The following is a 23,753-nucleotide window of genomic DNA, read 5'->3' as shown; positions in this document are numbered from 1 at the left end:
GAAATTGTGAGATTACTGGATGTATTACGTATGGCCTGGGGACAGATCATTCGTAGGAAGATGGTAACGCTGCTCTGCATGATCGGTCTGTCCATTGGCTCGGCGGCAATGATTATTGCGCTTAGTGTAGGACAATCCGTACAGACCTTTAGCGAGCAAACGTTAAATGCCAATTATAAGATGGATGAGATTACGATTTCGCCTAATGAAGGTATTCGTACCGGCAGCGGTAGTGGAGGGCAAAAATCAAATTTTGAACGGGGAGCTCTGACCTTAGAGAAAATTCAGATTGTTCAAAGACTTCCTCATGTAGTTGCGGTCGCACCGATGTTGAAGCTAGACACATTAGAAATGGTTCTGCCAGACGGGCGTAGCACGTATGTTGAAGTCATTGGAACGGAGCTTGGAGCACTGCAAGGATTCGGATACAGCTATTCGCAAGGACGCGGGGCTGAGGATGGACGAATTGCGGTGACGAGTTATGGGACTGCGTTTGGTCTTGTTGATCCCAAGGTAACTCAGAAGTTAATTGAACAATTGAATGCCGATCCATACAATAACGATCTCTTGCAGCAGTATATGGAGATGTCATCTAAGCAAGATCAACTGGTACAGCAGCGAGTTCAGTTTCGCTATGAAGATTATACGAATCCAGGCAAAACCAAACTGAGTGGATCTGTGACCGTGTCTGGAGAATTGACGAAGCCCTCCAATATGGATGATTTCACCGCCCAAAATGATAAAAAAGTATATTTGCCACTGGATACCGTTCGTGCATTGCAGGATGAGCTAGGCATACAACAGGCAGATAGCTCGGCTGCAAAGCGCCTTAACTCGGCTCTGGTCAAGGTGGAGAATAAACGCTATGTCTCCCAAGTTGAGGAACAGATCAAGAAGCTGACATTAAATACACAGAGTAATTTGTTTCAAGAGGAAGCGATGTCGAGTCAGTTAGCGATGTATCAAAAGGCTGCTATGGGCATTGGCGGTTTTATAATGCTGCTGGCTTCACTTTCCATTATTGTAGCCATGATCATGTCTACGCATCAGCGGCGCAAGCAGATCGGAGTCATGAAGGTGCTTGGCGCAAATCTATGGCAGATTCGCAACATGTTTATCACTGAAGCAGCGATGCTTGGGTTGATGGGTGGTGTTGCTGGTGTCGGTATTGCCTTTGCTGCTCTGGATGGGGTAAATAGTTTGCTGGCAAGCCAGATGGCAGATCAACAGAACGGGCCAATGACGGTCATTATTGAGCAGTCTGCTCTGCCGCTCGGCATTGTTTTTGCTGTGTTGGTTGGGGTTGTTTCCGGTATCTATCCAGCCATTAGCGCATCCCGAACGAACGCACTGAGCGTAATCAAGTCGATGTAATACAGCTTGCATAAGGAGAGAGAAACTCCCCAAACTTTATCAGCGAAAGGGAATATGGGCACATGAAGAAATGGATTAAAATCATCATCACAATCGTACTATTAGCAGGTGTTGGCTACTGGTTATATGAGAAGTACAAGCCTAAGCCGGAGTTGCCGGTAGAGATTCCACCGCCAATTACGTTTGACGTGACACAGGAAACGATGACGCAGACCATTCAGGTGAAGGGAAAGTCCGTATATACCGACCAGACGGATGTAGTCGCTCCGTACGCTTCGAGCATCAAGCAATGGCATGTGAAGAGTGGAGATCAGGTAAAGAAGGGAGATATTCTGTTCACGTTAGATACTACAGCGCAACAAACAGAAGTTCAGCAACTGGAAAGCGATCTGGAGAAAGCTCGGTTAGATTATGAACTCAATCAGGTTAGCGTTGAGCAAGCAGGGATAACGGAAACGCTGGGTGTAACTGAGGAAGAACGCAAGAAGGCTTTTGTTGAACGGGAGGGCAAACGCCTGACAAGCGAATTGAATCAGAAAGCATTAGTTCTTAAGGAGCAAGAGATCCAGAAGAAGAAAGAAGTGATGAGCAAAGCCGTTGTCTATGCTTCCGCGTCTGGTATATTCCAGATGAATGACGAGGACAGCAAAACACGTGCAGTGACAGAGGGACAAGTGATCGGGTCCATTACGAACACGAGCAAGCTGAAATTTATGACCATTGTTGGAGAAGAAGAGATGTTCAGGCTCAAGGTAGGTATGCCCGTTCAGGTACGAATGACCGCACAGAAAGATCTCGAATTTACAGGTAAGGTAAGCAAAGTGTCCAAATTTGCACGCAAGAGCACGGATACAGATCTGAAACAAGCTTCCCAATTCGATGTGGTAATTGACCTAAAGCCAGACACAAAAATGTTTGGAGGGGTAAGTCTTGAGGGGGATATTGAGACAACGCGCAAAGACAAAGCCACGGTTGTATCCAGCATAGCCGTTATGCGTGATCAGGCGGAGCCTTATGTGTTACTCGACAAAGGAAATGGACAGACCGAGCCACTGACGATTAAAGCCGGGATGGAGTCAGGTGACAAAACAGAGGTGCTCAGCGGTCTAAAACCGGGAGATGTTGTAGTCATACCTTAGGAGAATGTGCTTCCTATTAGACAGAGGAGTGTTCCAATGAGAGGTTCATTGTGGCAAAATAGGCCATGATGAGCCTTTTATTGGCTCTGGGAAAGGGATTCTCGAATTCCTGCCAAATTTATGGAAAAAAATATAAATAATTTTAGTTAATTCAATTTACAGTAATATTTACATGTCGTATAATCGATCTATAAGGAGGTGAACACGCGATGGGAGGTTTGAAGGCGAAGAGCCTTTTTTATAACCTCAATAAGTAAGCGCTTACTAAAATGAAGTAGGCACGTTCGTTCGTCTGTTCGTCACACCATTTCATCTTCGTTTCTGTTATACACACACAATCAACATCACCCACATGATTACCGCATGGTTTGACCCCACACATCCTTAGTTACCCACAATTCCAGTCATTTCGACCTACGACCAACACCGTTGTTTAGGTTTATGATTCTGTTGTCAGTATGTTCTTCGTTCCTTGGCTATTGTCTTGGTTGTTCTTCAACATGAATGAATCCAGCATGGAGGTGTTATTACAGCTCATCCGAACGTTCTCTACGTGCTATGCATCATGCTAACACAGAGGATCAAAAAATGAGTATAAACCAAATCTAACTAAAGGAAAGGTGGAACTATGAAGACTACATTGAAAGCTAAATCGAGAGGTAAGAATGCGCTGCGTAAAGGTGTAAAACAAATGCTGGCAGCTACGTTGCTTGCGGCGGGCATATTCCCTGGGATGTCTTCGGGTATAGCTCAGGCGGCAGAGGCGCGTGTGGACAACCCGTTTGTTGGAGCGACAGCTTATCTGAATCAGGATTATTCCGCTCTCGTGGATACGTCCATTGCGCTCACCAATGATACATCGCTAAAAGCGAAGATGGAAACTGTCAAATCATATCCAACGGCTGTCTGGATCGACCGCATTGCTGCCATCTATGGGGGTACGGATAATGCGGGACGCAAAAGCATCGAGCAGCATCTGGATGCAGTCCTTGCTCAGAAGCAACCCGGCGTACCTATAACGGCATCCTTTGTTATCTATAACCTACCAGGTCGGGATTGTCACGCCCTTGCATCTAACGGAGAACTTCCCCTAACACAGGCTGCACTACAGACATATAAGACAGATTACATTGATGTCATTGCAGATATCTTCGCAGATCCGAAATATCAGGATATTCGTATTGTTGCGATCATTGAACCGGATAGCCTGCCGAACCTTGTAACGAACCTGAGTACACCAGCCTGTGCTCAAGCGAGCTCAACAGGTATCTATGAAGATGGTATCAAATATGCGCTGGACAAGCTGCATGCCGTTCCAAACGTATACAATTATCTGGATATCGGACACTCCGGCTGGCTTGGATGGGATACCAATCGTGCACCTGCCATCGCTCTTTACACTAGTGTAGTACAAGATACAGCAGCAGGTCTGCAAAGTGCTGATGGTTTCATCACGAATACAGCTAATACAACACCACTGCATGAACCAAATCTGCCTAATCCGGATCTGAACATTGGTGGGCAACCGATTCGATCCTCCAGTTACTATGAGTGGAACCCGTACTTTGATGAGACGGATTTCACTGCAGCGCTCTATTCTGGATTCGTTCAAGCAGGATGGCCGACCAGCACAGGTTTCCTCATTGATACCAGCCGTAACGGATGGGGCGGGGTGAACCGTCCAACATCGGCTACAGGCAGTAACATCAACGACTACGTGAATTCTGGACGGATCGATCGTCGTGATCACCGAGGCAACTGGTGTAATAACAGTGGTGCAGGCATAGGGGAAGCACCTAAAGCTGCTCCAGGTCCGGCACATCTGGATGCCTATGTATGGGTGAAACCTCCAGGTGAATCGGATGGCTCCAGTTCCGAAATTCCGAATAATGAAGGCAAAGGCTTCGACCGCATGTGTGATCCTACCTTCATCACGCGGGATGGCGTATTAACAGGTGCATTACCTAATGCTCCAGTCTCGGGTCACTGGTTCCATGACCAATTCGTAACCTTGGTGAAAAATTCATTCCCTGTTCTGCCTGCAAGTAATGGTGGAGGCAACCCTCCAGGAGGTGGCGACACAGCTCCGGCAGCGCCAACCGCATTGACTGCTTCTGCGGGTAACGCTCAGGTCTCATTGGCTTGGACTGCTTCTGCAGGTGCAACGAGTTATAGTGTGAAGCGTGCGCTAAGTGCTTCTGGACCGTTCACTACCATTGCAGCGAATGTAAGTGGTACGTCATTCAACAATACTGGACTGATCAACGGTACAACATATTATTATGTTGTGACCGCCAAGAATGCAGTAGGTGAAAGTGTTAATTCTACGACAGCTACAGCTACTCCGGTAGCGGGTGTGACAACGCCTGCAGCGCCGACAGCATTAACCGCAACGGCAGGCAACGCACAAGTTAACCTGACTTGGACGGCATCAGCAGGAGCGACAAGCTACAATGTGAAACGCGCAACAAGTGCAGCAGGGCCATTCACTACCATTGCAGCCAATGTGAACGGAACTTCATTCGCCAACACAGGGCTGACAAATGGGACAACCTATCATTATGTGGTAACGGCTGTGAATACAGCAGGTGAAAGTGTTAATTCTGCCGCGGCTTCTGCTACACCTCAGAGTGTAGTTGTGCCAACGAGTGATCTCGTATTGCAATATCGTGCAGGGGATACGAATGCAACAGACAGCCAGATCAAGCCATATTTTAATATCAAAAATGTGGGTACCACCCCTGTGGACTTGAGCGATCTGAAGATCCGTTATTACTTCTCAAAAGAGGGCACAGCCGCGATGGATTCCGCGATTGACTGGGCACAGATCGGAGCATCCAACATTCAACGCACCTTCACGGATTCTTATGTGGAGCTCAGCTTCACAGCAGGAGCTGGAAGTATCCAGCCTGGCGGACAGTCCGGAGAGATTCAACTTCGGATGTATAAGACGGATTGGTCGAGTTTTGACGAGTCCAATGACTATTCCTTTGATCCAACCAAAACATCGTATCAGGACTGGAGCAAGGTAACGCTCTATCAAGGTGGAAATCTGGTATGGGGAATCGAGCCTTAAAAGGTTGTTCAAAGAAAAGAAACTAATCTTTTTGCACACGAATTGTAACTGATAATTGAATCACAGTAACCGCAATTCTCCGAGGGTGGAGGATTGCGGTTTTTACTATTTCATACTGGAACGGTTCATTCATATGTCGAGCTCATTGGCAACAAACACTGAATATTAATCATTTTCAACGGATAATTACCTATGGTGGAAACGGGAGGATGTCTATAATAGTACCCGATGGCAGGATTTTACTGCTCCTGACTGAGAAGATCGAAGGGGGACAGTGCTGAATTAAGTCAGATAAGAGCTAGGTTGATCCGATTTATTGTAAGCGCAATCATTTCTTTGGCGTCACTATTCTGTCTTAAGGAGAGTGAAGGTGGATGAACTCAGAAACAACAACGCAGGTGCAACAGAGAGCAGCTTCTCGGCAATATGGTAATCGTAAAAGAGCGGGAATGCCACTCGCGGCAAAGGTGCTCTCTTCTGCACTTAGTGTAGCGTTGCTCTTTGCTGGAACAGCTGGAATTGGTGGAGCAACCGCTGCTGCAAACGGAGCAGGTACAGCAGAGGTAGGTCTGCAATCCAGTAAGGGAGGCGGGCATGTGAAAGACATTCAATTGGAATATCTGGATCGCGGACTTGTGGCGGCGTCGACTTCGGAAGGTGTCTTTCTCAGTTGGCGTTTGCTTGGAGATGAAGCTACTGGTTACAGTGATCAAGGACTGACAGGCACTAATTTCAATGTCTATCGAGATGGGAAGAAAATCGCTACCGTTACGGACAGCACGAATTATGTAGATAAGTCGGGCAAAGCTTCTTCTCGTTATGAAGTTGCCGCAGTGAATGCCAAAGGCAAAGAGAGTAAACGCAGTTCATCGGTTAAGCCTTGGGCGAACGGTTATGTTGATCTACCTTTGCAAAAACCAGCCGATGGGGTTACTCCTGCTGGAGAAAAGTACACGTATTCAGCTAATGATATGAGCGTTGGCGATGTAGACGGGGACGGGCAGTATGAGTTTTTTGTGAAATGGGACCCATCCAACTCCAAGGACGTATCCCAAAAAGGGTATACAGGTAATACTTACGTAGATTGTTACACGCTCGATGGACAGCTGTTATACCGCATTGACCTCGGGGTTAACATCCGTTCAGGTGCCCATTATACGCAGATGCTGGTTTATGATTTTGATGGGGATGGTAAGGCTGAATTGATGTTCAAAACAGCGCCAGGTACGAAGATTTTGAAGTATAACAAAAAAGGAAAAGTGACATCCGAGAAGTCTATTACGATGCCTAAAGAGGATCGCAAAGCAGGTTATTCCCATGAGGATGACTACCGCATGAGTGCAACGGACTACTACAATCATGTGGTCGATATGTTCAAGAACTGGCACAAGCACGAAGAAGTGGTCAAAGGTAACTGGCCTGCTACGCTGGAAGAAGCATTTGGTATAGAGAAGAAGTATAACTATCCGCTGTCGGAAGCCGATGCGAAGAGTCTAGCTGACTACTTCATCGATGTGTATGCACCGAGCCGCAGTGACCGCAATGAGCTGCGCAAATTCGAAGGATTCGTAGTGGATGGACCCGAGTATGTGACGGTATTCGAAGGGAAATCAGGCAAAGAGCTGGAAACGATCCCTTATGAACCGGAACGTCACGATGATGGTCTGATGTGGGGAGATTATGCCATGAATCGCATTGAACCGGCAAACCGGGTAGATCGTTTCCTGGCAGGCGTGGCGTATCTGGATGGGAAGAAGCCGTCCGCGATCTTCGCGCGTGGGTATTATACCCGCACCACGATGGTTGCTTATAACTGGGATGGCAAGAAGCTCAAACGTGAATGGAAGGTAGATAGCGGCTGGACTCCAATGAAAAATCCATTCAATGATGGACCTCATGGCGTAGACGGTACAGATCCAACGTATGGTGAGATTACAACACAAGGTGCACACTATTTCAGTGTGGCTGATGTAGATGGGGACGGCAAACAGGAGATTGTATATGGTTCTGTTACTATAGATCATGATGGTAGCGTACTGTACAATTCTAAGGATGTTATGCCGGCTGAGAGTGCAGCGCCAGGAACGATCGCACGATTGGGGCATGGTGATGCTCTGCATGTAGCTGATATTGACCCGGATCGTCCAGGGCTTGAGATCTTCATGGTGCATGAAGGCGGACCATGGGCTCCGTATGGGTATTCTCTGCGTGATGCGAAGACGGGTGAAGTGATCTATGGTGGTTATACAGGTAAAGACACAGGACGCGGAATGATTGGAGATGTTGACCCAACCCGTCGTGGACTAGAGACGTGGGCAGTGGGATTATGGACAGCCCAAGGTGAGAAAATAAGTGATACAGCACCAGGTACGAATATGAACATTCGCTGGGCTGGAGATATGACGACACAGATCGTGGATGGCGCAATTGATGTTACGCCTACCATTAAGGATTGGAAACGCGGTACGTTGCTCACCGCAACAGGAACGTTGACCAATAACTACACCAAGGGTACACCTGGTTTAGTGGCAGATATTTTCGGGGATTGGCGAGAAGAGATGCTGGTGAGAACCGCAGACAGCTCTGCAATCCGTATCTATCTCAGCACCGAAGAGACGGATCGGAAGCTGTACACGCTCATGCATGATCCAATGTACCGCGTAGGTATTGCTGGACAGAACAGCGGATACAATCAGCCTTCCTATCCCTCCTTCTATATGGCTTCGGATATAGACTGGTCGAAAGTGCCACTGCCTAAGTTCCATACGGGTAAGGGCGGTAAGTAAGCTGAACCACAAGTGAATTCAGATCGAAGTATGTGTAGGTGGATGAATGATAGTGAACACCTATGAAAGTTAATGAGAAAAGCTAAAGTTGAAGGTTAATGTTGAAAGCTAACCAGTGACCGATGAAGTTTAGATGGGCAAATTATGCTCTGCATCAGTTATTAGTTAGGCACGTTAGCTCCTTTCATTTGGTGGAAGCAACTTTGGAGAAGGCTCTGACAGAGCCCCGTGGTTAAACACATGGGGCAGTTAGAGCCTTTTTCGTATAATTAGGTTCGTATGAATAGGTGAGAGAGCCATTACAGGGGGTACAAGGAGAAAGTGACTTGGATGCAACAATGAATGACATGGTTGCTGTTCAATTCTTCTACTCTTGCTCGCGAACAACATCGGAATGTAAATGCTGCACAGAGGCGAGATCCTTAAGGACAACCTGTCCCTGCTCATATGCGAGTGTAGTGATGGAGCATTCGGGGATGAGTGTATGTTGTACAGCAACGAAATCAGGAACCCATGCGTGAAGCTCTTGCGTGGGCAGGGTCTGAACGAGGAAATCCGTAATTAACCCGCCATGGGTGACAAGGATATAATGGTTAGTCGTAGCCTGCTCAGGTTCAGACAGTGCTAACTCAGATAGAAAATGGGCTAAACGTTCCCCAGCCTGCCTGGCTGAATCACCTACTGGTGGGATGTAATCTGGTTCACGCGTACAACGATTCCACATCTCGACGAATTGTTCGAAGGTCTGGTCAGGGGCATCTCCCCAATTGGCACGCTCACGGAGTCGTTGATCCTTCTCTACAGGAATTGCGGCAGCAAGACTGATATAACTAGCCGTATCTATTGCTCTTTTAAGTGGGCTGGCAATGATTCTGGTAATCGGTAAGTTTTTGAAGTATTCAGCAGTCCGTTCCGCTTGAACGATCCCTTTCTCCGTTAGTCCGACATCTCCTATATGCTGTTCCTTGATTCCATGTCTAACAAGATAAATCATCATGCTCATGATCACAGACCTCCTAGATAATTTAAATATGGAGTTACTTTTTCTCATTGAAGAGTAGTTTTTTCATCTATCTAATTAGATGATCATCTAAATAGACAATATTATATCAGTTTTTTAATTAAGCTACATAGATTGAACTAGACATTTACACTTTAACGGAGAGGACAGAAAAAACCTGAAAAAGCGGAGCGTTCGCCTTTATCCCCGGATTTTCTCCTTTGGAAAAGGGAATTCGAAAAATCTGGGGATAACAGCGATTGGAAGGTTGTTCTGTCATCGGAGTGGACTATGTAAATATTTGTAGTTCAATCTATATAGGTAGTTTAATTTACGCAAGGGCTACTGGTACAATAGGGGAAGTGAGGATTACTGCAGCGAGGAAGGTGTGCAGAATGGAACAAGAGCATGACGAACCTATGACAGGCAGTTTGTTTCAGGAGCAATTACGAAGCAAGAACTGTGAACCTCGTTTCTATGCCTATTATTACAAGCAGTGGAATAACTACCGGATGAACTATCATGACCACGACTCTACGGAAATTATGTATATTATCTCGGGAATGTGCCGTGTGGATGTGCAGATGCCAGATGGGAGGGAGGAGCAGACCTTGTTGAAAAAAGGTCAGTTCATCCTGATCGATGCCGGTATCCCGCACCGCTTGATAGTCGAGGATGGTGCTGCTTGCCGCATGCTGAATGTTGAATTTGGCTTTGCCATCTCTGCATCGTCGGCACTGGGTCAATCCTCTATTCGCCAATTGGCGCTGGAAGAAGAAGAGGTGCAGCAATTCCTTCAGCATGCTTGTGCCTATCTGGTACTGCCTGACCCCGAAGAGGTGTATTACATTATGAAAAGCCTCGTATTAGAGCTGGATCAGCGCGGATTATCAGAGCAAGGACGAAGCTTTCAGCCGATGAGGGTGATCCCTCAGGAAGAACGGTGGGAACATCGAGAGGCACGAAATCTAAAAGCGCTGGATCAAGGCATACTGGTGCGAACCCTGTTTATTCAACTGTTGATTCGCGTTGCGCGTCTGCGTGGGGAGATGAGTCGAAGTGCCTCGGATCAGACGGAGCTGTATGTGAAACGAACAGTGGAATTCATGCATCAGAACATGGACCGTAGCATTCAGATGAAGGACATTGCTGCGGCTGTGAATTTACATCCAGGGTATTTACACCGTATCTTCCGTCAGCACACACAGCGAACACCAACAGACTATCTGACAATGCTTCGAATGGAGAAGGCTAAGATGCTGCTGCAACAGACGGATATCCCTATATCCGAAATTTCCGATTATGTCGGTGTAGGGAGCAGGCAGTATTTTCATATGTTATTCAAAAAGTATACGTCAGTCACTCCTGTAGCCTTTCGTTCTTCCAAAGACCGTCATGTCAGTCATTACCCAATGTATCCAATGGAAGAATAAAGGGATATGTAGAACTTGCGGGCAAGCTTCAAAGGTTAGGATTTTTGACAACCTCAACCTGAACAAGTCATGATTTTGATAACGCTTCCTTCACCGCCGTTGATACAATGACTTCACGAAGTACATCCATCTGAGATGAGATCATGACCGATGCTCAAAATTCGGATCACGGGGAGGAATTAGATATGTCTTTTAAAGTGGCATTTATCGGTGCGGGAAGTATTGGGTTTACACGGGGATTGTTGCGCGATCTGTTAACTGTTCCAGAGTTCCACGATATTGAGATTGCGTTCTGTGATATTAATCAGCACAACCTGGACATGGTTACAGAGCTATGTCAGCGGGACATTCGTGAGAATGGACTGAATATTACAATCCAGCCAACGACAGATCGCAGAGAAGCACTCAAGGATGCAAAGTATGTGCTCTGCACCATTCGTGTAGGTGGACTGGAGGCTTTTGCAACGGATGTGGATATCCCGCTCAAATATGGTGTTGACCAATGTGTAGGCGATACGCTCTGTGCGGGTGGCATCATGTATGGACAGCGCGGCATTGCCGAAATGATGGACATATGTAAGGATATTCGTGAGCATAGTGCACCAGATGTATTGCTCTTGAACTACTCCAACCCGATGGCGATGTTAACTTGGGCATGTAATAAGTATGGCGGCGTGCGTACGATTGGATTGTGTCATGGTGTGCAGCACGGGCATCATCAGATTGCAGAAGCATTTGGATTGCAAAAGAGTGAAGTTGATATTATCTGTGCCGGGATCAATCATCAGACATGGTACATTCAGGCCTCTCATAAGGGACGTGATCTCACGGGCGATCTGCTTGAAGCCTTCGAGAAGCACCCAGAGTTTAGTCGTACGGAGAAGGTTCGAATTGATATGTTACGCCGGTTTGGCTACTATAGCACAGAATCGAATGGTCATCTTAGTGAGTATGTGCCTTGGTATCGCAAGCGTCCAGAAGAGATCACAGACTGGATTGATCTAGGTAACTGGATTAATGGTGAGACTGGTGGATACTTACGTGTATGTACAGAGGGAAGAAATTGGTTTGAGACAGATTTCCCGAACTGGATGAAGGATGAACCGATGCGGTTTGTTCCAGAGAAGCGAGGGGAGGAACATGGTTCCTATATTATTGAAGGACTTGAGACAGGGCGTGTGTATCGTGGTCACTTTAACACCGTGAATCATGGAGTCATTTCCAACTTGCCAGATGATGCAATAATCGAAGCTCCGGGGTATGTGGATCGCAATGGAATTTCAATGCCACATGTAGGTGATCTTCCACTCGGGCCAGCAGCCGTATGTAACGTGAGCATTTCGGTGCAACGGCTTGCCGTTGAGGCGGCTGTCCATGGAGATGACACACTGCTTCGCCAAGCCTTCATGATGGATCCGCTCGTTGGTGCGGTATGTAACCCGAAGGAGATCTGGCAAATGGTTGATGAGATGCTGGTTGCTCAGGCACAATGGCTACCGCAGTATGGAGAAGCGATTGCCGCCGCTGAAGCGAGACTTGCTGCGGGTAATCTCATTCCAACGAAGGAATATGAGGGCGCTGCGCGTCTCAAGGTGAAGACGGTGGAAGAAATGCAGCAGGATCGGGATGCAGCAAACAAAAATGCAGGTGAGTCCGACAAAGGCAAAGATCGTGAGAAAGTACAGCAATAGTTTGGTGTTATCGTGGGTGACGGCATCTCAGCGTCGAATATGGGATTTAGCTGAAATAAGGGGAGGCTTACGAAGTTTGTTTCCTTCGGAGACAATGTAGTTTCTAACGTAGGTTTGCTTACGCTTCGCTACTCCATTTCTAGTTGCATCCTATCTTCTCGGTACTGAAAACTTTCCTTATTGAAATATACACTTCTAGTTTTAAATAGTGATGTGCTCCAGTTCTCGTGCTGGTGTGTATCACTATTTTTTTATTTTCAATGTTTGTTATGATAGACATATTACCTTTACAGACATAGTAATATGTCTTATAGTATACCCAGGTTAAGGAAAGTCGGTGAGTCGGTCAGATGCAAGAGCAAACCATTAATAGTGATTTGATTCGAGGAAATATTGATCCCATGATTCTGAGTGTTCTTCTGGCGACAGATCATTATGGGTACGGCATTATTAAGGAAATCTACCGCAAGAGTGGAGAACAGTTCGAATTGAAAGAACCAACACTCTATTCTAGCTTGAAGCGGTTGGAGTCGAATGGATATGTAGAATCGTACTGGGGAGAACAGACGCAGGGCGGGAGACGCAAATATTACCGAATCACTTCAGAGGGTCGGATCGCCTACGAGAGACAGCTTCAGGACTGGCAAGCAGCTAAGACGTTGATTGACAGCATGATCATTATATCTAGAGCAGAGGGAGATGAAGGATAGATATGAATCTAGAAGAACGTATTTCAAGACATATGGAACGTCTGTTTGAACATGCGCAGGACACAACAGCGAACAGAGAATTGAAGGAGGAGATACATAGCAACCTTACAGCCCGAATGGAGGATTATATCGATCAGGGAATGAGTGAGGAACAAGCTTTTGAGAAGGCTATTCAGCATATTGCGGGTTTGGATCAGATTATGAGTGATCAACATCAGGTACAACGATTCCCTTATTGGACTGCGGTATTGCAGTCTGCATTGATCTACTGTTTGATCGCGTGGATCATTACTATTCCGATGAGAGTTCTGATGGAGGGTAAGATCGTCAACTTTTGGCTTATGATTGCAAGTGCACTTGTGGGTGGGGTATACCTGCTATACATGTGGAGCAATCGAGAACGTCAACGGAATGCAGAAGCGACGACTGTCATACGATCAACGACATTAAGGAAGTGGACGCGTATCGCCTGGTGGATGTGGGGTGCATTAATCTTGGTTATGTGGGGAACACAGGCTGCGTTAAGATTCGGAAGTAACATCTGGTATAGCCGACCTATTCAGGTGGAGGGTCCTTATCAATTTACTGTTCTAGTTATTGCTTTTGTGATTCCTTTGCTGACCATTGTCGTGCCATTGGTTGTGCAGAAGGCAGGTCGTTTGGTGAGAGAATTTGAGGTGGGTGAGATCAGAGGATGAGGAAGAATCGTTGGATCATTGTGTTAGTACTCGTCGGACTCGGAGCTCTTACTGTGGTTGAAGGGATCATTAATCCTAGAATTGAAGCGAAGCAGCAGGCTTATACCGCCGAGCAGCAGAACCCTTTAACTCATGATTTTGCCGCCTTGCAAAAATATCGGAGTGCATATATGGGCGACTTCTCTAATCTGAGCCATCTTAATCAGGGGTTACCTTTGGCTGAATATTTGAATGGTTATCAGCTATATCCCGATACATTTACGGCGGAAGTGAATTACAGTTTACGTTCGGATGAGTTGCAGGAAGAAGAACTGAAGCGAAAGCTTGTTTATAATGCAACTGCCAATTTTGTACTGATTGATAATCTGGAGCACATCGTGTACGAATTGGAGGATACGCGTTATTCTTTAAGTCGTGAGGCTACCAAACAATGGGCTGGGCTTGAACTAGGGGCGCTTCAGACGCCAGATGAGTGGAATTCCCATGTGCGTGAGCAGCTCGTGTCACCCGAGCAGGTGGATGTCGCTTTTTCACAAATTATTGACAATTAAGCTGTATGATATGAATAGAATTGCACAACATGCTCGACTCTTCTCCCATGCTATGTTATTATAAGTCTCTGATAACGTGGTAACGAACTAAAGCGTTTGGGCTTGGTTTATAGACATGGAGGGGTAAGAGAGATGAGAAAAAAAGCAATTTTACTATTATTCATCAGTATATGTATGATTATTGTGGCTGGATGCTCCAGTTCCGGAAGCAAGGACGATAACACCATTATTGTGGGGATTGATGATAAATTCGCACCGATGGGGTTCCGGGATGAACAGAATGAAATTGTTGGCTTCGATATTGATTATGCGCGGGCAGCAGCGGAGAAAATGGGTAAAGAGGTTACTTTCCAGCCGATCGACTGGTCTTCCAAAGAGTCTGAGTTGAACAGTGGTCGGATCGATATGATCTGGAACGGATACACGATTACGGATGAGCGTAAAGAGAAAGTGCTGTTTACGAAGCCGTATCTTGAAAATAGTCAGGTAGTCATTACGCTTGCAGGTTCACCTATTACCAAGCTTGATGAATTGGACGGGAAAAACGTAGGTTTGCAAGCACTGTCCTCTGCGGCAGATGCACTAGCGGCAAGTCCACTGAAGGACAAAGTGAAAGCTTCTGAGTTCAAAGATAACGTGCTTGCTCTGACAGATCTGAAAACGACTCGTCTTGATGCGGTCATTATCGATGAGGTTGTTGCTAGATACTACATGGCGAAGGAAGAGGGAACCTACAAACTGCTGGATGAATCCCTTGCTCCAGAGCAATATGGTATTGGTATCAAAAAAGGAAATGAGGCCTTGCTGAACGATCTGCAAAAAGCACTTGATGAGCTGAATGCGGATGGCACAGCAGCTGAAATCTCAACCAAATGGTTGGGTGAAGATAAGGTTCTGAAATAGATAGGCAATCGCCTGACATACTGATGTGAATGGATCTGGCTTGTCCAGAACGTTCGCTACCATAATGACCCCGTATTCCGCAATGGAGCATGTGATGCTGCCGAGGAGTGCGGGGTTAACAGATTAGAGGAGACATATTCATGAGTTGGGATTATATATTAACAGTAATGAAGCCTATGCTTGAAGGGACTCAGACGACGATTTTGATGTTTTTATTCTCTATTGTTCTATCTATACCGCTTGGATTTGGTATTACTTTACTGATGCGTAGCCGGTTTAAACCACTAGCCTGGATTGCACACACTTACGTTTATGTGATGCGTGGAACACCACTATTGCTGCAAATTTTGTTCTTCTGCTTCGGTCTTCCGCTGTTGCCGGTAATCGGCGAATATCTAGTATTTGAGCGTATCGTTGCAGCGGCGATGGCATTTGTGCTGAATTATGCAGCATACTTTGCTGAAATCTTCCGAGGTGGCTTACTCTCCATTGATAAGGGGCAACATGAGGCAGCGAAGGTACTTGGACTGTCCAAGACCCAGACAATGGTAAAAGTCATTATTCCCCAGATGATCCGCGTGGTTTTGCCTGCAACGGCGAACGAGTCGATTACGTTGATCAAGGATACGGCACTGTTATATGCTGTCGCTGTACCTGAATTGCTATATTACGCTCAAGCTGCGGTAAATAGAGATATTCAGTTGGTTCCATTTTTTATAGCTGCAGTGATGTATTTGTTGATGACGCTTGTGCTTACCTTGCTGTTTAAGGCATTGGAGAAGCGTTTCTCGTTTGAGTAATTGCAGAACTATAAGGATATTTACACCTTTTACTTCGATAACAGATTAATCTTTTGAAGTGGTGTCGGAATGAATTTTTAAATTATTTAATCAAAGGACTGTGTATGGATGACACATATAATAGAAGTAACTCAGTTAAAAAAATCATTTGGTGCGCTGGATGTGCTCAAGCAGGTGTCGTTTAATGTTGCACCAGGCGAAGTCATCGCTGTCATCGGCCCGTCCGGTTCGGGTAAAAGTACGATGTTGCGCAGCCTCATTCATCTGGAAGAAATTACAGGAGGTACAGTTCGCATTCAAGGGCAGAAGCTGGCGGAGAACGGAAGTTATGCAAATGCCGCTGAGATTCGGAAGATCACTGACCGAATGGGTATGGTATTCCAGCATTTTAACCTGTTCCCCCATCTGACTGTGCGAGCGAACCTGGAACTGGCTCCGAAGACGTTGAAAAAAGAAAGCGCGGCAGTTATTCGGCAGCGTAGCCTGGAATTGCTCGGCAAAGTAGGACTGTCTGACAAGGCAGATGCGTACCCAGCGAACCTGTCTGGTGGACAGAAGCAGCGGGTGGCGATTGCTCGTGCTTTAATGATGCAGCCGGATATTCTGCTCTTCGATGAGCCGACATCCGCACTTGATCCAGAGTTAACAGGTGAGGTGCTCCGTGTAATTAAGCAGTTAGCACAGGAGAACATAACCATGATGATCGTAACCCATGAGATGAGCTTCGCCCGTGAGGTAGCAGATCGTGTGTTCTTCATGGATAATGGCGAAATTGCCGAGGCCGGCCCACCAGAACAGATCTTTGGCGCGCCGAAACTGGAGCGCACACGGACATTTTTACAACGGGTAGAGGTGGAAGGGTAAATAAACAATATGAACACGTAATGAGGTATTTCAAGATACTGTCGTTACGTGTTTTTTTGTTGCTTTACACCGTGTGAAATGCATGGATTTAATTTGTAATGATATTAAGGAGGTAAGTTAAACCAGTAGTCGAAATAAGTAGAATCACATCTAAGGAGAGATAAGGTATGCAATATGATTCAGATGTATTGATTATTGATGAAGTATTTGATTTGGAGCCTGAAGAGTTCCAAAGTGTAATCCGTTCAATTGACTACGCATTGAGAGTAGGCGACACTTTTTTTATCATGACTCCGTATACCTATGAAACCCATTATATAGAGGCGATGGAAGAACATGACGGCGATTGGACTGTTATTTACAATGGAGGTAGACGAGTACCGGCAAAAAATGTATTTCCTCTATTCTCAGTGGGTTCTTTAATAAGTATGTTGTCATACGACCACGATTTTGATCTTCGAACTGCTGGAGGTAAATGGATTGTAATATTCGATCATTGCCATGAGTATGCATCAGATGAGGATGAGCTTCTTGTCTCGTTCTTGTGGTATGTACTTAAAGATTTATGTGTACGAGGTTTTATCAGCCGCGAAGAATGAAGCTAAAATCGCTAATTGCGAGACGTATGAAAAAAGCCTCTTCAGCCTATTTGGTAATCAGAGGCCTTTCTATTTTATCTCACTTAAGAAATATATCCGTCAAACAGCCATTCTCCTTCTGACGAACGGACAAAAGAAAACTCGTACGCAACATGTCCTTCTGAACCTTCTATGTTATTATAATGGGCTACGAAAAGCATAAAATGATCTGAATCCGTCTGATCGTAACCTCTGAATTCGAACTCATCCCACGCTAATCCGCTAATGAAGTTGACCTCATAGGACTGATCTTCCTTTGTAATGATGAATTGCTTGTTATCCTGAGAAATCTCCACGTTTGGTGAGGAAATGGACTTAATGAATGCAGTATCCCCAGACTCCATAGCAGCAATTAGTTTGAATGTCATATTCAATGTTTCTCTTAGATTGTTCCTAATCTCCTCACTATTTACATCTACCTGAAGTTGAGTGATCTGTTCCTGAAGTTGTTGGTTTTCCTCTTCAAGCTCCTTGATCGTTTGCGTCTGATCCTGGTTCTGATCCAGATCCACTTGCTGCAACGTATCGACAGGTGCTTCAGATGGGGTACATCCCGCCATCAAACCAATTACGGATAGCAATATAAGAGCAATTTTATACATCATATACCTCCCATTCCTTAAGTTAGAATAACATATTTTTACTATTTATAGAGGGCTTTAGATGTAGTTATAGTTTATTACTTCATTTAACTGCGAGATAGACCGATATAAACTTAGAAAAAACAGTAGTTGGAATTTAAAGAAAGGATTATAAAATATGCAAACCTTAGATAAGAGAAAGATCATACGAGGAACCGTAATATCATTCCTATTGGTAACCATAGTCTTTGGTACCGTTCTTGTAATTGGGCTCATTAACAACAAGAAACTTGCAGAAGGATTCATCAACTTGAAGGATCTAGAACCAGAAACAATATCTGCTGGAGATTACGTTGAGGTCGAGTTTGAACGAATCCATCCCGTGTTTGCAGAGTTCTACATGCAAAGAGAGGGAGATAAAGCGCAGATGAACAAGCATTATTTTTACATGTACCCGTACAAAGGAAAAGGGCTTGTTGTTAAAGTGTTGTGGCCTGATACGAAAAGGTACGATACATTGGCACAGACATCGAATAATGGTGAAAACGCGATGAGTTTTCCAATTGTGAGCAATGGCAAGATCGAACGTATGGATCCTGAACTAGTTCAACACGCTACCGAATACTTGGAGGAATACGCTAGACAGTCTGATGGGACGAATAACATGGAGAAAGAGATCTGGCCATACATGGTGAATCTGAACATTCCATCAGGGCTCACCGAAGATCAGTCAGAACAGATGTATACGATGTTTGGTGGAATATATCTAGGAATTTTGGCGCTGATCGGACTGATTATGGTTGGAAGACTGTCACAGCTGAAGCATCAACAACGCAAGCTTTAGTGAAGATGTATACATATTGTTGAATTTCTAATCGTAAAATAACTATATATCATGCACCCAAGCTTGTAAGGTACTACACTTAGAATTATTTAGTACAAAGTATTCATTCTCTGATATTAACTTTCTTAGATAAATACATATATTGGTTTTCCGCATAATCAAGTATAATGATAATACTTCATGAATAGGGAGGATTTACCTTGGATTACCGTCAGAATAATGTGGATCAGAATTATAATCAGAATCAGAATCAACACCCGAACTATAATGATCCACTACCACCGTTTCCGCCTTATCCACCATATATGGCACCGAAGACCAACGGCAAATCAATCGCAGCACTTGTGTTGGGGATATTGTCGATTATGCTTCCATATATCGGATTTATCATCGGAATCGTAGCTATTATTTTTGCAGCACTCTCGCTTAAAGAAATCAATGCTCGTATGGAACAGGGAAAAGGGTTAGCGATTGCAGGTCTGGTTTGTGGGATTATCGGCACATTAATCTATGCACTGATCATTTTGTTTATTATCGTAGCAGTCGTCCTCTATGGGGATTCGTACTCATCTACGTATTCACTCACGTATCTGTTCTAAGCAGATATTTCAGGCTACATACATCCCCTGAGAGTGGAGCATGTAGTGTAATTTTATAGGGCTAATCATTAGACGATCCGTAAGGTGTAGTTACCTGAGGATCGTCTTTTCTGTTATCCATTTTCGCAGCCATAAAAATAAAGAAGATACATAGCGCATGATCAACACCGCATCGTCCCAACAAAAAAGCAAGGCAGATATCTCGCAACCACCTTCGCTCATAAGTCGAGGTAAATGCATGAATGATATCCGCCTTGCTAGTTATCTTTTCATTTACATATGAAGCGCTGCTTCACCTTGAACGACTTCGTTTTTCTCAGCACGATGCACCATGAAGAAAGTGAACGAACCTGCTAACCCCAGAACAGCAAAGATCAACAGAAGACCAATCTGATCCCAAGCGACACCGAATTGACCACTTGAGATTACTGCTTTATATCCAGTTACACTGTAAGTCATCGGCAACCATGGGTTGAATACTCTCAACCAGTTCGGAATAAGTTCCAGTGGGAACGTTCCTGCACTTGTCGTCAATTGGAAGATCAGCATGAGAATGGCCAGGAAGCGTCCTGGGTTCTCAAGCCATGTCACGAGAGCCTGGATAAGGTACATGAAGCTGAGGCTGGTGACGAAGCTGAATAAGAGAAATAGTGGAACGCTTTTCACCTCAAGCCCCAGTCCTGACAGAACGAGCCACGAAGCGAGTAGAGATTGAATAGCACTCATCAACGTAAAAGCTAGTGTACGACTTACAAAACGATTCCAGCTACTCGCATCTGTGACCGAGCTATTGCGCGTAGGCACAACCAATGTTGCGATCAAAGCCCCAACGAATAGTCCCAATGAAAGGAAGTAAGGGGAGAACCCTGTTCCATAGTTAGGTACCTCGTTATGCTTGTGTTCTTCGACTTGAACAGGTTCAGCATACATGGATACAAGTTCATCCGTCTTTTTCACACTGGATGTCTCTTCGGCAGCATCAAGCAGTTTGCTCGCAAGTTCGCCTGACCCATCGGTTAACTGCGTGGTGCCATCCTGCAACTGGGCTGCGCCGGCATCAAGTTGTCTGGAGCCGTCTGCAATCGTAGTGATGCCGCCTGAAAATTCATTCATACCAGCCACTAATTTGCCTGCACCAGTGTTCAGTTGATCTGCACCTGTTGCAAGTTTGGCACCGCCCGCAGCAGCTTCAGATAGTTTGGCATTGAACTGTTGTAAGCCTCCAGCTAATTGCTCCTGTCCAGCAGAGAGCTGGGAAGCACCTTGAAGCAATTGTTGTTCACCTTGTACAAGCTGTGTGCTGCCTTGATGTAATTGCTGTTGAGCTGCTTGTAGGTTCTGGCTACCCGTGACCAATTGTTGTCCACCTTGCACTAATTGTTCACTACCCGTAGCAACCGCCTGACTTGCAGCAAGCAATTGTTGTACGGCCGGATTGCTGGCAAGCTCTGGGCTTGCCGCTGTTAACTGAGCTAATCCTTGTGCAACAGCTTTTGCTCCTTCGCTTACTTTGCTGCTACCATCAACAGAAGCCTGAAGCCCAGCGGTTAACTTCGTACTGCCTTCTTCGGATGCAGCGAGACCAGCCTCCAGCTTAGAAGCACCATCATGAGCAGATTGGATACCTGCTTGTAGTTGCTGACCTCCAGCTTGAGCTTGTGTGGCTCCGTTCTCCAGCTTCTGTCCAGCAGCGGCAAGTTGGGAGAGCCCACTGGATAGAGAGTTTGCACCTTGATGAAGTGTGCCGATACCATCTGCGAGTGTACTTGTACCATCTTGCAGGGTTGCTGCGCCAGCTTGGAGTTGATCTGTTCCGTCCACGAGTTTGGACAGGTTTTGTTTCAGTTTGCTAGCTCCATCATTCAGCTTCGCTGAGCCCTCATTTAGCTTGCTCGCACCATCGCCAGCGTCAGACAGACCACTGGATATCGTTGCTACCTGATCTAGCAGTGTTTCGGTGTAGGATTCAGTGACCTTAGCAGATACCTTTGCCTTGATCTGTTTGACTGCGGTACCGCCAATCTGCCCTGCCAAGAAGTTGTAACCTTCGTTAGGTTCATATATAAGCTCTGCTGGTGTAGGATGGTCATCCATTAGCGTTGTTGCTTTTACGGAAAAATCCTCGGGAATCACAATCGTCATATAATACGTATTGTCATTCATGCCTTGATCCGCTTGCTCACGACTTACAAACTCCCAGCGGAAATCATCACTTTTTCTCAACTCATCCACGAGATTATTGCCGACTTCTAAGGTTTGGTCATTAAATGTAGCACCTTGGTCGTTATTGACCACAGCTACAGGAAGCTCATTCATTTTGCCATAAGGATCCCAGAATGCGTTGAGAAACATGCCGCTGTACAGCACAGGAATAAACAACACCACGAGGATCGGAATGAATACTTTGGGTTTCTTGAAGGATGATATTATATCTTGGAAAAATACTTGTATGGATCTCATTATGCGCTCTCTCCCCATTATCACACGATCGTTATTATTTCTGTATTGTTCTGTATGGATTATGGAGCCAGTCTCTAGGTTGGGGATAGTCCGCTTTGGAGAAACTGACTCACAAATGCCTGTATCTGAGCCTTATGTAAGGCTGGATTCGTTTTGTTCCAATCGGAGGTTAAGGTAACGTACAATTTCAGGAGAACAAAGGACACGATCTTGGGATTGTCTTGGCGAATCTGTCCCAGCTCCATGGCTCTCGTAACCTGACGCTCCATATATTCAAGAATGGCTGACTCTACCTTCTGTAAACCCTCCTTCGCTTGTGGTGTGCCGAACTCATTGACCTCTTGAAACAACTTGATTAACAACTCATGCTTCTGTCTGTACTCCAGGAGGGCATCCATGCTCTGGTGCACATTGTCGAGAAAAGGTTGATCGTCTTGCACGGTTTCTTCCGTGATGTGTTTCATGTCTCTTATGATGGAGCGCAGAATCTCCCTGAACAGTTCTTCTTTGTTATCGAAAAAGGTGTAGATTGTACCTTTGCCTACATTCGCAATGCGGGCGACTTGTTCCATTGTTGTGGCCTTATAACCGAACAGGGCAAATGATCGTTCTGCCGAATTCATAATTTGCTGCCTTCGATCCATAGCAGCCATAGGTTATGCATCTCCTTTATGATGTGGGATGGTGATCATAGAAGTGAATCCTGTTCAATATGACCGTTTTACTATTTTGGTCAATTGGTCGTTAACAAATGTAGCACCTTCCTGGGGGAGAAGAAAGTGATCTATATCATATTTTTAATAAATGTTTTGAGTTATGGAATTGCAGTGTTTAGAAAATAGAGCTGAAATCCTACTATCTTAGATTTTGATTATATGGATTATTTTGTATGGTAAAATAGCTTTAATCTATGAATAGCGAACAGAGTGAGATTGAGATCAATCATTTCATATATGAGGGTGAATAGAGTGAGAAAAGTAGCTAGTATTCTAGTGTTGTTGTGCCTTGCTACCGGAATGGCGGCGTGCAATGACTTGAACAGAGAGGGCAGCTCGCCAGAAGAGCAAAGTAAGGATACCGTGCAAATAGATCCAGTATCCGTGCAGCAGGTGACTGAATCAGAGGACAGTAAGACCAACTTTGAACAAGGTATATTTATTGATTGGGAGCAGGAACATGATCCTCTTCTTAATGATGAGATCCAAGAGGTATTGCAAGAAGCTTTAGACGCTAACGTGAGATCGGATCAGTCTGCCTTTCGAAGTTTGTTCTTAGAGCCAGAAGTAGCTGATCGGCATTGGGGACAATTCGGAGGCAACGTAAGATATACGGAGATTGGGCACGTTTCCGAGGACACAACGAAGAACCACATTCTTGTAGGTCTGCTCGGTGAAATAATGAGGGATACCAACGATATAGAAGAGTATGGGATTACGTATTACTTTGCAAAAGACGAGGATGGAAAATGGGGGTTGGTAGCTGTTGATTGATTATCGACTAATGCAGGGTGGGTGACGGTGCGAATGCCAAGCTCCCATGGTTTTCCTGAGCAACCTGTATAGAGAGAGCATCGGAAGGAGGGGGAGTCAAAGCCTCGAGTGTGGAA

Annotated in this window: 20 protein-coding genes; 16 read left to right on the top strand and 4 right to left on the bottom strand. The window is 45.4% G+C overall.

The features are described 5' to 3' along the window. Positions 1-6: 6 nt before the first annotated feature. The 4 genes from MH215_RS12105 to MH215_RS12090 all read left to right on the top strand — a co-directional run bounded on the left by MH215_RS12105 (position 7) and on the right by MH215_RS12090 (position 8,375). Complete coding sequence (locus tag MH215_RS12105; RefSeq protein WP_239290467.1) at positions 7-1,374, top strand: ABC transporter permease; 1,368 nt, start codon at positions 7-9, stop codon at positions 1,372-1,374. Between the two features lie 62 nt (positions 1,375-1,436). After that, on the top strand, positions 1,437-2,513 hold the full coding sequence (locus tag MH215_RS12100) for an efflux RND transporter periplasmic adaptor subunit (protein ID WP_239290465.1): 1,077 nt from the start codon (positions 1,437-1,439) through the stop codon (positions 2,511-2,513). A 628-nt stretch (positions 2,514-3,141) separates the two neighbouring features. Then, a complete protein-coding gene (locus MH215_RS12095; RefSeq protein WP_239290463.1) occupies positions 3,142-5,589 on the top strand; it encodes a glycoside hydrolase family 6 protein in 2,448 nt (815 codons plus the stop codon). Positions 5,590-6,038: 449 nt separating this feature from the next. After that, on the top strand, positions 6,039-8,375 hold the full coding sequence (locus tag MH215_RS12090; protein WP_239290827.1) for a rhamnogalacturonan lyase: 2,337 nt from the start codon (positions 6,039-6,041) through the stop codon (positions 8,373-8,375). A gap of 367 nt (positions 8,376-8,742) precedes the next feature. Here MH215_RS12090 and MH215_RS12085 read toward each other — a convergent pair whose 3' ends face one another. Further along, the gene (locus tag MH215_RS12085) at positions 8,743-9,378 is read right to left on the bottom strand and encodes a histidine phosphatase family protein (protein WP_239290461.1); all 636 of its coding nucleotides are present in this window, start codon (positions 9,376-9,378) and stop codon (positions 8,743-8,745) included. Between the two features lie 416 nt (positions 9,379-9,794). Here MH215_RS12085 and MH215_RS12080 point away from each other — a divergent pair, with 416 nt between their 5' ends. The 9 genes from MH215_RS12080 (at position 9,795) to MH215_RS12040 (ending at position 17,624) form a co-directional block, all read left to right on the top strand. Next, positions 9,795-10,808: an AraC family transcriptional regulator gene (locus MH215_RS12080; RefSeq protein ID WP_239290826.1), complete on the top strand. Its 1,014-nt coding sequence runs from the start codon at positions 9,795-9,797 to the stop codon at positions 10,806-10,808. A 185-nt stretch (positions 10,809-10,993) separates the two neighbouring features. Beyond that, on the top strand, positions 10,994-12,499 hold the full coding sequence (melA, locus tag MH215_RS12075; protein WP_239290459.1) for an alpha-glucosidase/alpha-galactosidase: 1,506 nt from the start codon (positions 10,994-10,996) through the stop codon (positions 12,497-12,499). Positions 12,500-12,849: 350 nt separating this feature from the next. After that, positions 12,850-13,209, top strand: coding sequence for a PadR family transcriptional regulator (locus tag MH215_RS12070; protein WP_239290457.1), 360 nt, complete (start codon positions 12,850-12,852; stop codon positions 13,207-13,209). A gap of 2 nt (positions 13,210-13,211) precedes the next feature. Next, entirely contained in the window at positions 13,212-13,907 is a 696-nt protein-coding gene (locus MH215_RS12065) for a permease prefix domain 1-containing protein (protein WP_239290455.1), read from the top strand. Further along, positions 13,904-14,458: a DUF4825 domain-containing protein gene (locus MH215_RS12060; RefSeq protein WP_239290453.1), complete on the top strand. Its 555-nt coding sequence runs from the start codon at positions 13,904-13,906 to the stop codon at positions 14,456-14,458. The genes MH215_RS12065 and MH215_RS12060 overlap by 4 nt, the downstream gene beginning before the upstream one ends. A gap of 132 nt (positions 14,459-14,590) precedes the next feature. After that, positions 14,591-15,361, top strand: coding sequence for an amino acid ABC transporter substrate-binding protein (locus MH215_RS12055; protein WP_239290451.1), 771 nt, complete (start codon positions 14,591-14,593; stop codon positions 15,359-15,361). A 140-nt stretch (positions 15,362-15,501) separates the two neighbouring features. Beyond that, positions 15,502-16,161: an amino acid ABC transporter permease gene (locus MH215_RS12050; protein WP_239290449.1), complete on the top strand. Its 660-nt coding sequence runs from the start codon at positions 15,502-15,504 to the stop codon at positions 16,159-16,161. A 108-nt stretch (positions 16,162-16,269) separates the two neighbouring features. Continuing rightward, positions 16,270-17,025: an amino acid ABC transporter ATP-binding protein gene (locus MH215_RS12045; RefSeq protein WP_128100539.1), complete on the top strand. Its 756-nt coding sequence runs from the start codon at positions 16,270-16,272 to the stop codon at positions 17,023-17,025. A gap of 167 nt (positions 17,026-17,192) precedes the next feature. Continuing rightward, complete coding sequence (locus MH215_RS12040; RefSeq protein WP_239290447.1) at positions 17,193-17,624, top strand: hypothetical protein; 432 nt, start codon at positions 17,193-17,195, stop codon at positions 17,622-17,624. An 83-nt stretch (positions 17,625-17,707) separates the two neighbouring features. On the opposite strand, the gene MH215_RS12035 is transcribed toward MH215_RS12040, so the two are convergent. Next, a complete protein-coding gene (locus MH215_RS12035; protein ID WP_239290445.1) occupies positions 17,708-18,268 on the bottom strand; it encodes a hypothetical protein in 561 nt (186 codons plus the stop codon). A gap of 154 nt (positions 18,269-18,422) precedes the next feature. Here MH215_RS12035 and MH215_RS12030 point away from each other — a divergent pair, with 154 nt between their 5' ends. Next, positions 18,423-19,088, top strand: a complete 666-nt coding sequence (locus MH215_RS12030; protein ID WP_343224572.1) for a DUF6709 family protein — start codon at positions 18,423-18,425, stop codon at positions 19,086-19,088. A 221-nt stretch (positions 19,089-19,309) separates the two neighbouring features. Next, on the top strand, positions 19,310-19,687 hold the full coding sequence (locus tag MH215_RS12025; protein WP_481857434.1) for a DUF4190 domain-containing protein: 378 nt from the start codon (positions 19,310-19,312) through the stop codon (positions 19,685-19,687). Positions 19,688-19,960: 273 nt separating this feature from the next. Here the strand turns inward: MH215_RS12025 and MH215_RS12020 are convergent, their stop codons facing one another. Together MH215_RS12020 and MH215_RS12015 are read right to left on the bottom strand one after the other, a co-directional pair. Beyond that, positions 19,961-22,147: a YhgE/Pip domain-containing protein gene (locus tag MH215_RS12020; protein ID WP_239290441.1), complete on the bottom strand. Its 2,187-nt coding sequence runs from the start codon at positions 22,145-22,147 to the stop codon at positions 19,961-19,963. A 74-nt stretch (positions 22,148-22,221) separates the two neighbouring features. Then, on the bottom strand, positions 22,222-22,800 hold the full coding sequence (locus tag MH215_RS12015) for a TetR/AcrR family transcriptional regulator (RefSeq protein WP_056694538.1): 579 nt from the start codon (positions 22,798-22,800) through the stop codon (positions 22,222-22,224). Between the two features lie 315 nt (positions 22,801-23,115). Here MH215_RS12015 and MH215_RS12010 point away from each other — a divergent pair, with 315 nt between their 5' ends. Continuing rightward, positions 23,116-23,637 carry a hypothetical protein gene (locus MH215_RS12010; RefSeq protein ID WP_239290439.1) on the top strand — a complete coding sequence of 174 codons (522 nt, stop codon included), beginning with the start codon at positions 23,116-23,118 and terminating at the stop codon, positions 23,635-23,637. Positions 23,638-23,753 lie beyond the last annotated feature (116 nt).

This window comes from Paenibacillus sp. ACRSA, from assembly GCF_022346845.1.
In the GTDB taxonomy this organism is placed as follows: domain Bacteria; phylum Bacillota; class Bacilli; order Paenibacillales; family Paenibacillaceae; genus Paenibacillus.
This window is presented reverse-complemented; position numbering and strand designations above follow the sequence as displayed.

What these genes read in the sequence shown, in the direction of transcription:
- MH215_RS12100 (WP_239290465.1), top strand. Translation starts at nt 1,437, where the DNA reads ATGAAGAAATGGATTAAAATCATCATCACAATCGTACTATTAGCAGGT.
- MH215_RS12095 (WP_239290463.1), top strand. Translation starts at nt 3,142, where the DNA reads ATGAAGACTACATTGAAAGCTAAATCGAGAGGTAAGAATGCGCTGCGT.
- MH215_RS12090 (WP_239290827.1), top strand. Translation starts at nt 6,039, where the DNA reads ATGCCACTCGCGGCAAAGGTGCTCTCTTCTGCACTTAGTGTAGCGTTG.
- MH215_RS12085 (WP_239290461.1), bottom strand. Translation starts at nt 9,378, where the DNA reads ATGAGCATGATGATTTATCTTGTTAGACATGGAATCAAGGAACAGCAT.
- MH215_RS12080 (WP_239290826.1), top strand. Translation starts at nt 9,795, where the DNA reads ATGACAGGCAGTTTGTTTCAGGAGCAATTACGAAGCAAGAACTGTGAA.
- melA (WP_239290459.1), top strand. Translation starts at nt 10,994, where the DNA reads ATGTCTTTTAAAGTGGCATTTATCGGTGCGGGAAGTATTGGGTTTACA.
- MH215_RS12070 (WP_239290457.1), top strand. Translation starts at nt 12,850, where the DNA reads ATGCAAGAGCAAACCATTAATAGTGATTTGATTCGAGGAAATATTGAT.
- MH215_RS12065 (WP_239290455.1), top strand. Translation starts at nt 13,212, where the DNA reads ATGAATCTAGAAGAACGTATTTCAAGACATATGGAACGTCTGTTTGAA.
- MH215_RS12060 (WP_239290453.1), top strand. Translation starts at nt 13,904, where the DNA reads ATGAGGAAGAATCGTTGGATCATTGTGTTAGTACTCGTCGGACTCGGA.
- MH215_RS12055 (WP_239290451.1), top strand. Translation starts at nt 14,591, where the DNA reads ATGAGAAAAAAAGCAATTTTACTATTATTCATCAGTATATGTATGATT.
- MH215_RS12050 (WP_239290449.1), top strand. Translation starts at nt 15,502, where the DNA reads ATGAGTTGGGATTATATATTAACAGTAATGAAGCCTATGCTTGAAGGG.
- MH215_RS12045 (WP_128100539.1), top strand. Translation starts at nt 16,270, where the DNA reads ATGACACATATAATAGAAGTAACTCAGTTAAAAAAATCATTTGGTGCG.
- MH215_RS12040 (WP_239290447.1), top strand. Translation starts at nt 17,193, where the DNA reads ATGCAATATGATTCAGATGTATTGATTATTGATGAAGTATTTGATTTG.
- MH215_RS12035 (WP_239290445.1), bottom strand. Translation starts at nt 18,268, where the DNA reads ATGATGTATAAAATTGCTCTTATATTGCTATCCGTAATTGGTTTGATG.
- MH215_RS12030 (WP_343224572.1), top strand. Translation starts at nt 18,423, where the DNA reads ATGCAAACCTTAGATAAGAGAAAGATCATACGAGGAACCGTAATATCA.
- MH215_RS12020 (WP_239290441.1), bottom strand. Translation starts at nt 22,147, where the DNA reads ATGAGATCCATACAAGTATTTTTCCAAGATATAATATCATCCTTCAAG.
- MH215_RS12015 (WP_056694538.1), bottom strand. Translation starts at nt 22,800, where the DNA reads ATGGCTGCTATGGATCGAAGGCAGCAAATTATGAATTCGGCAGAACGA.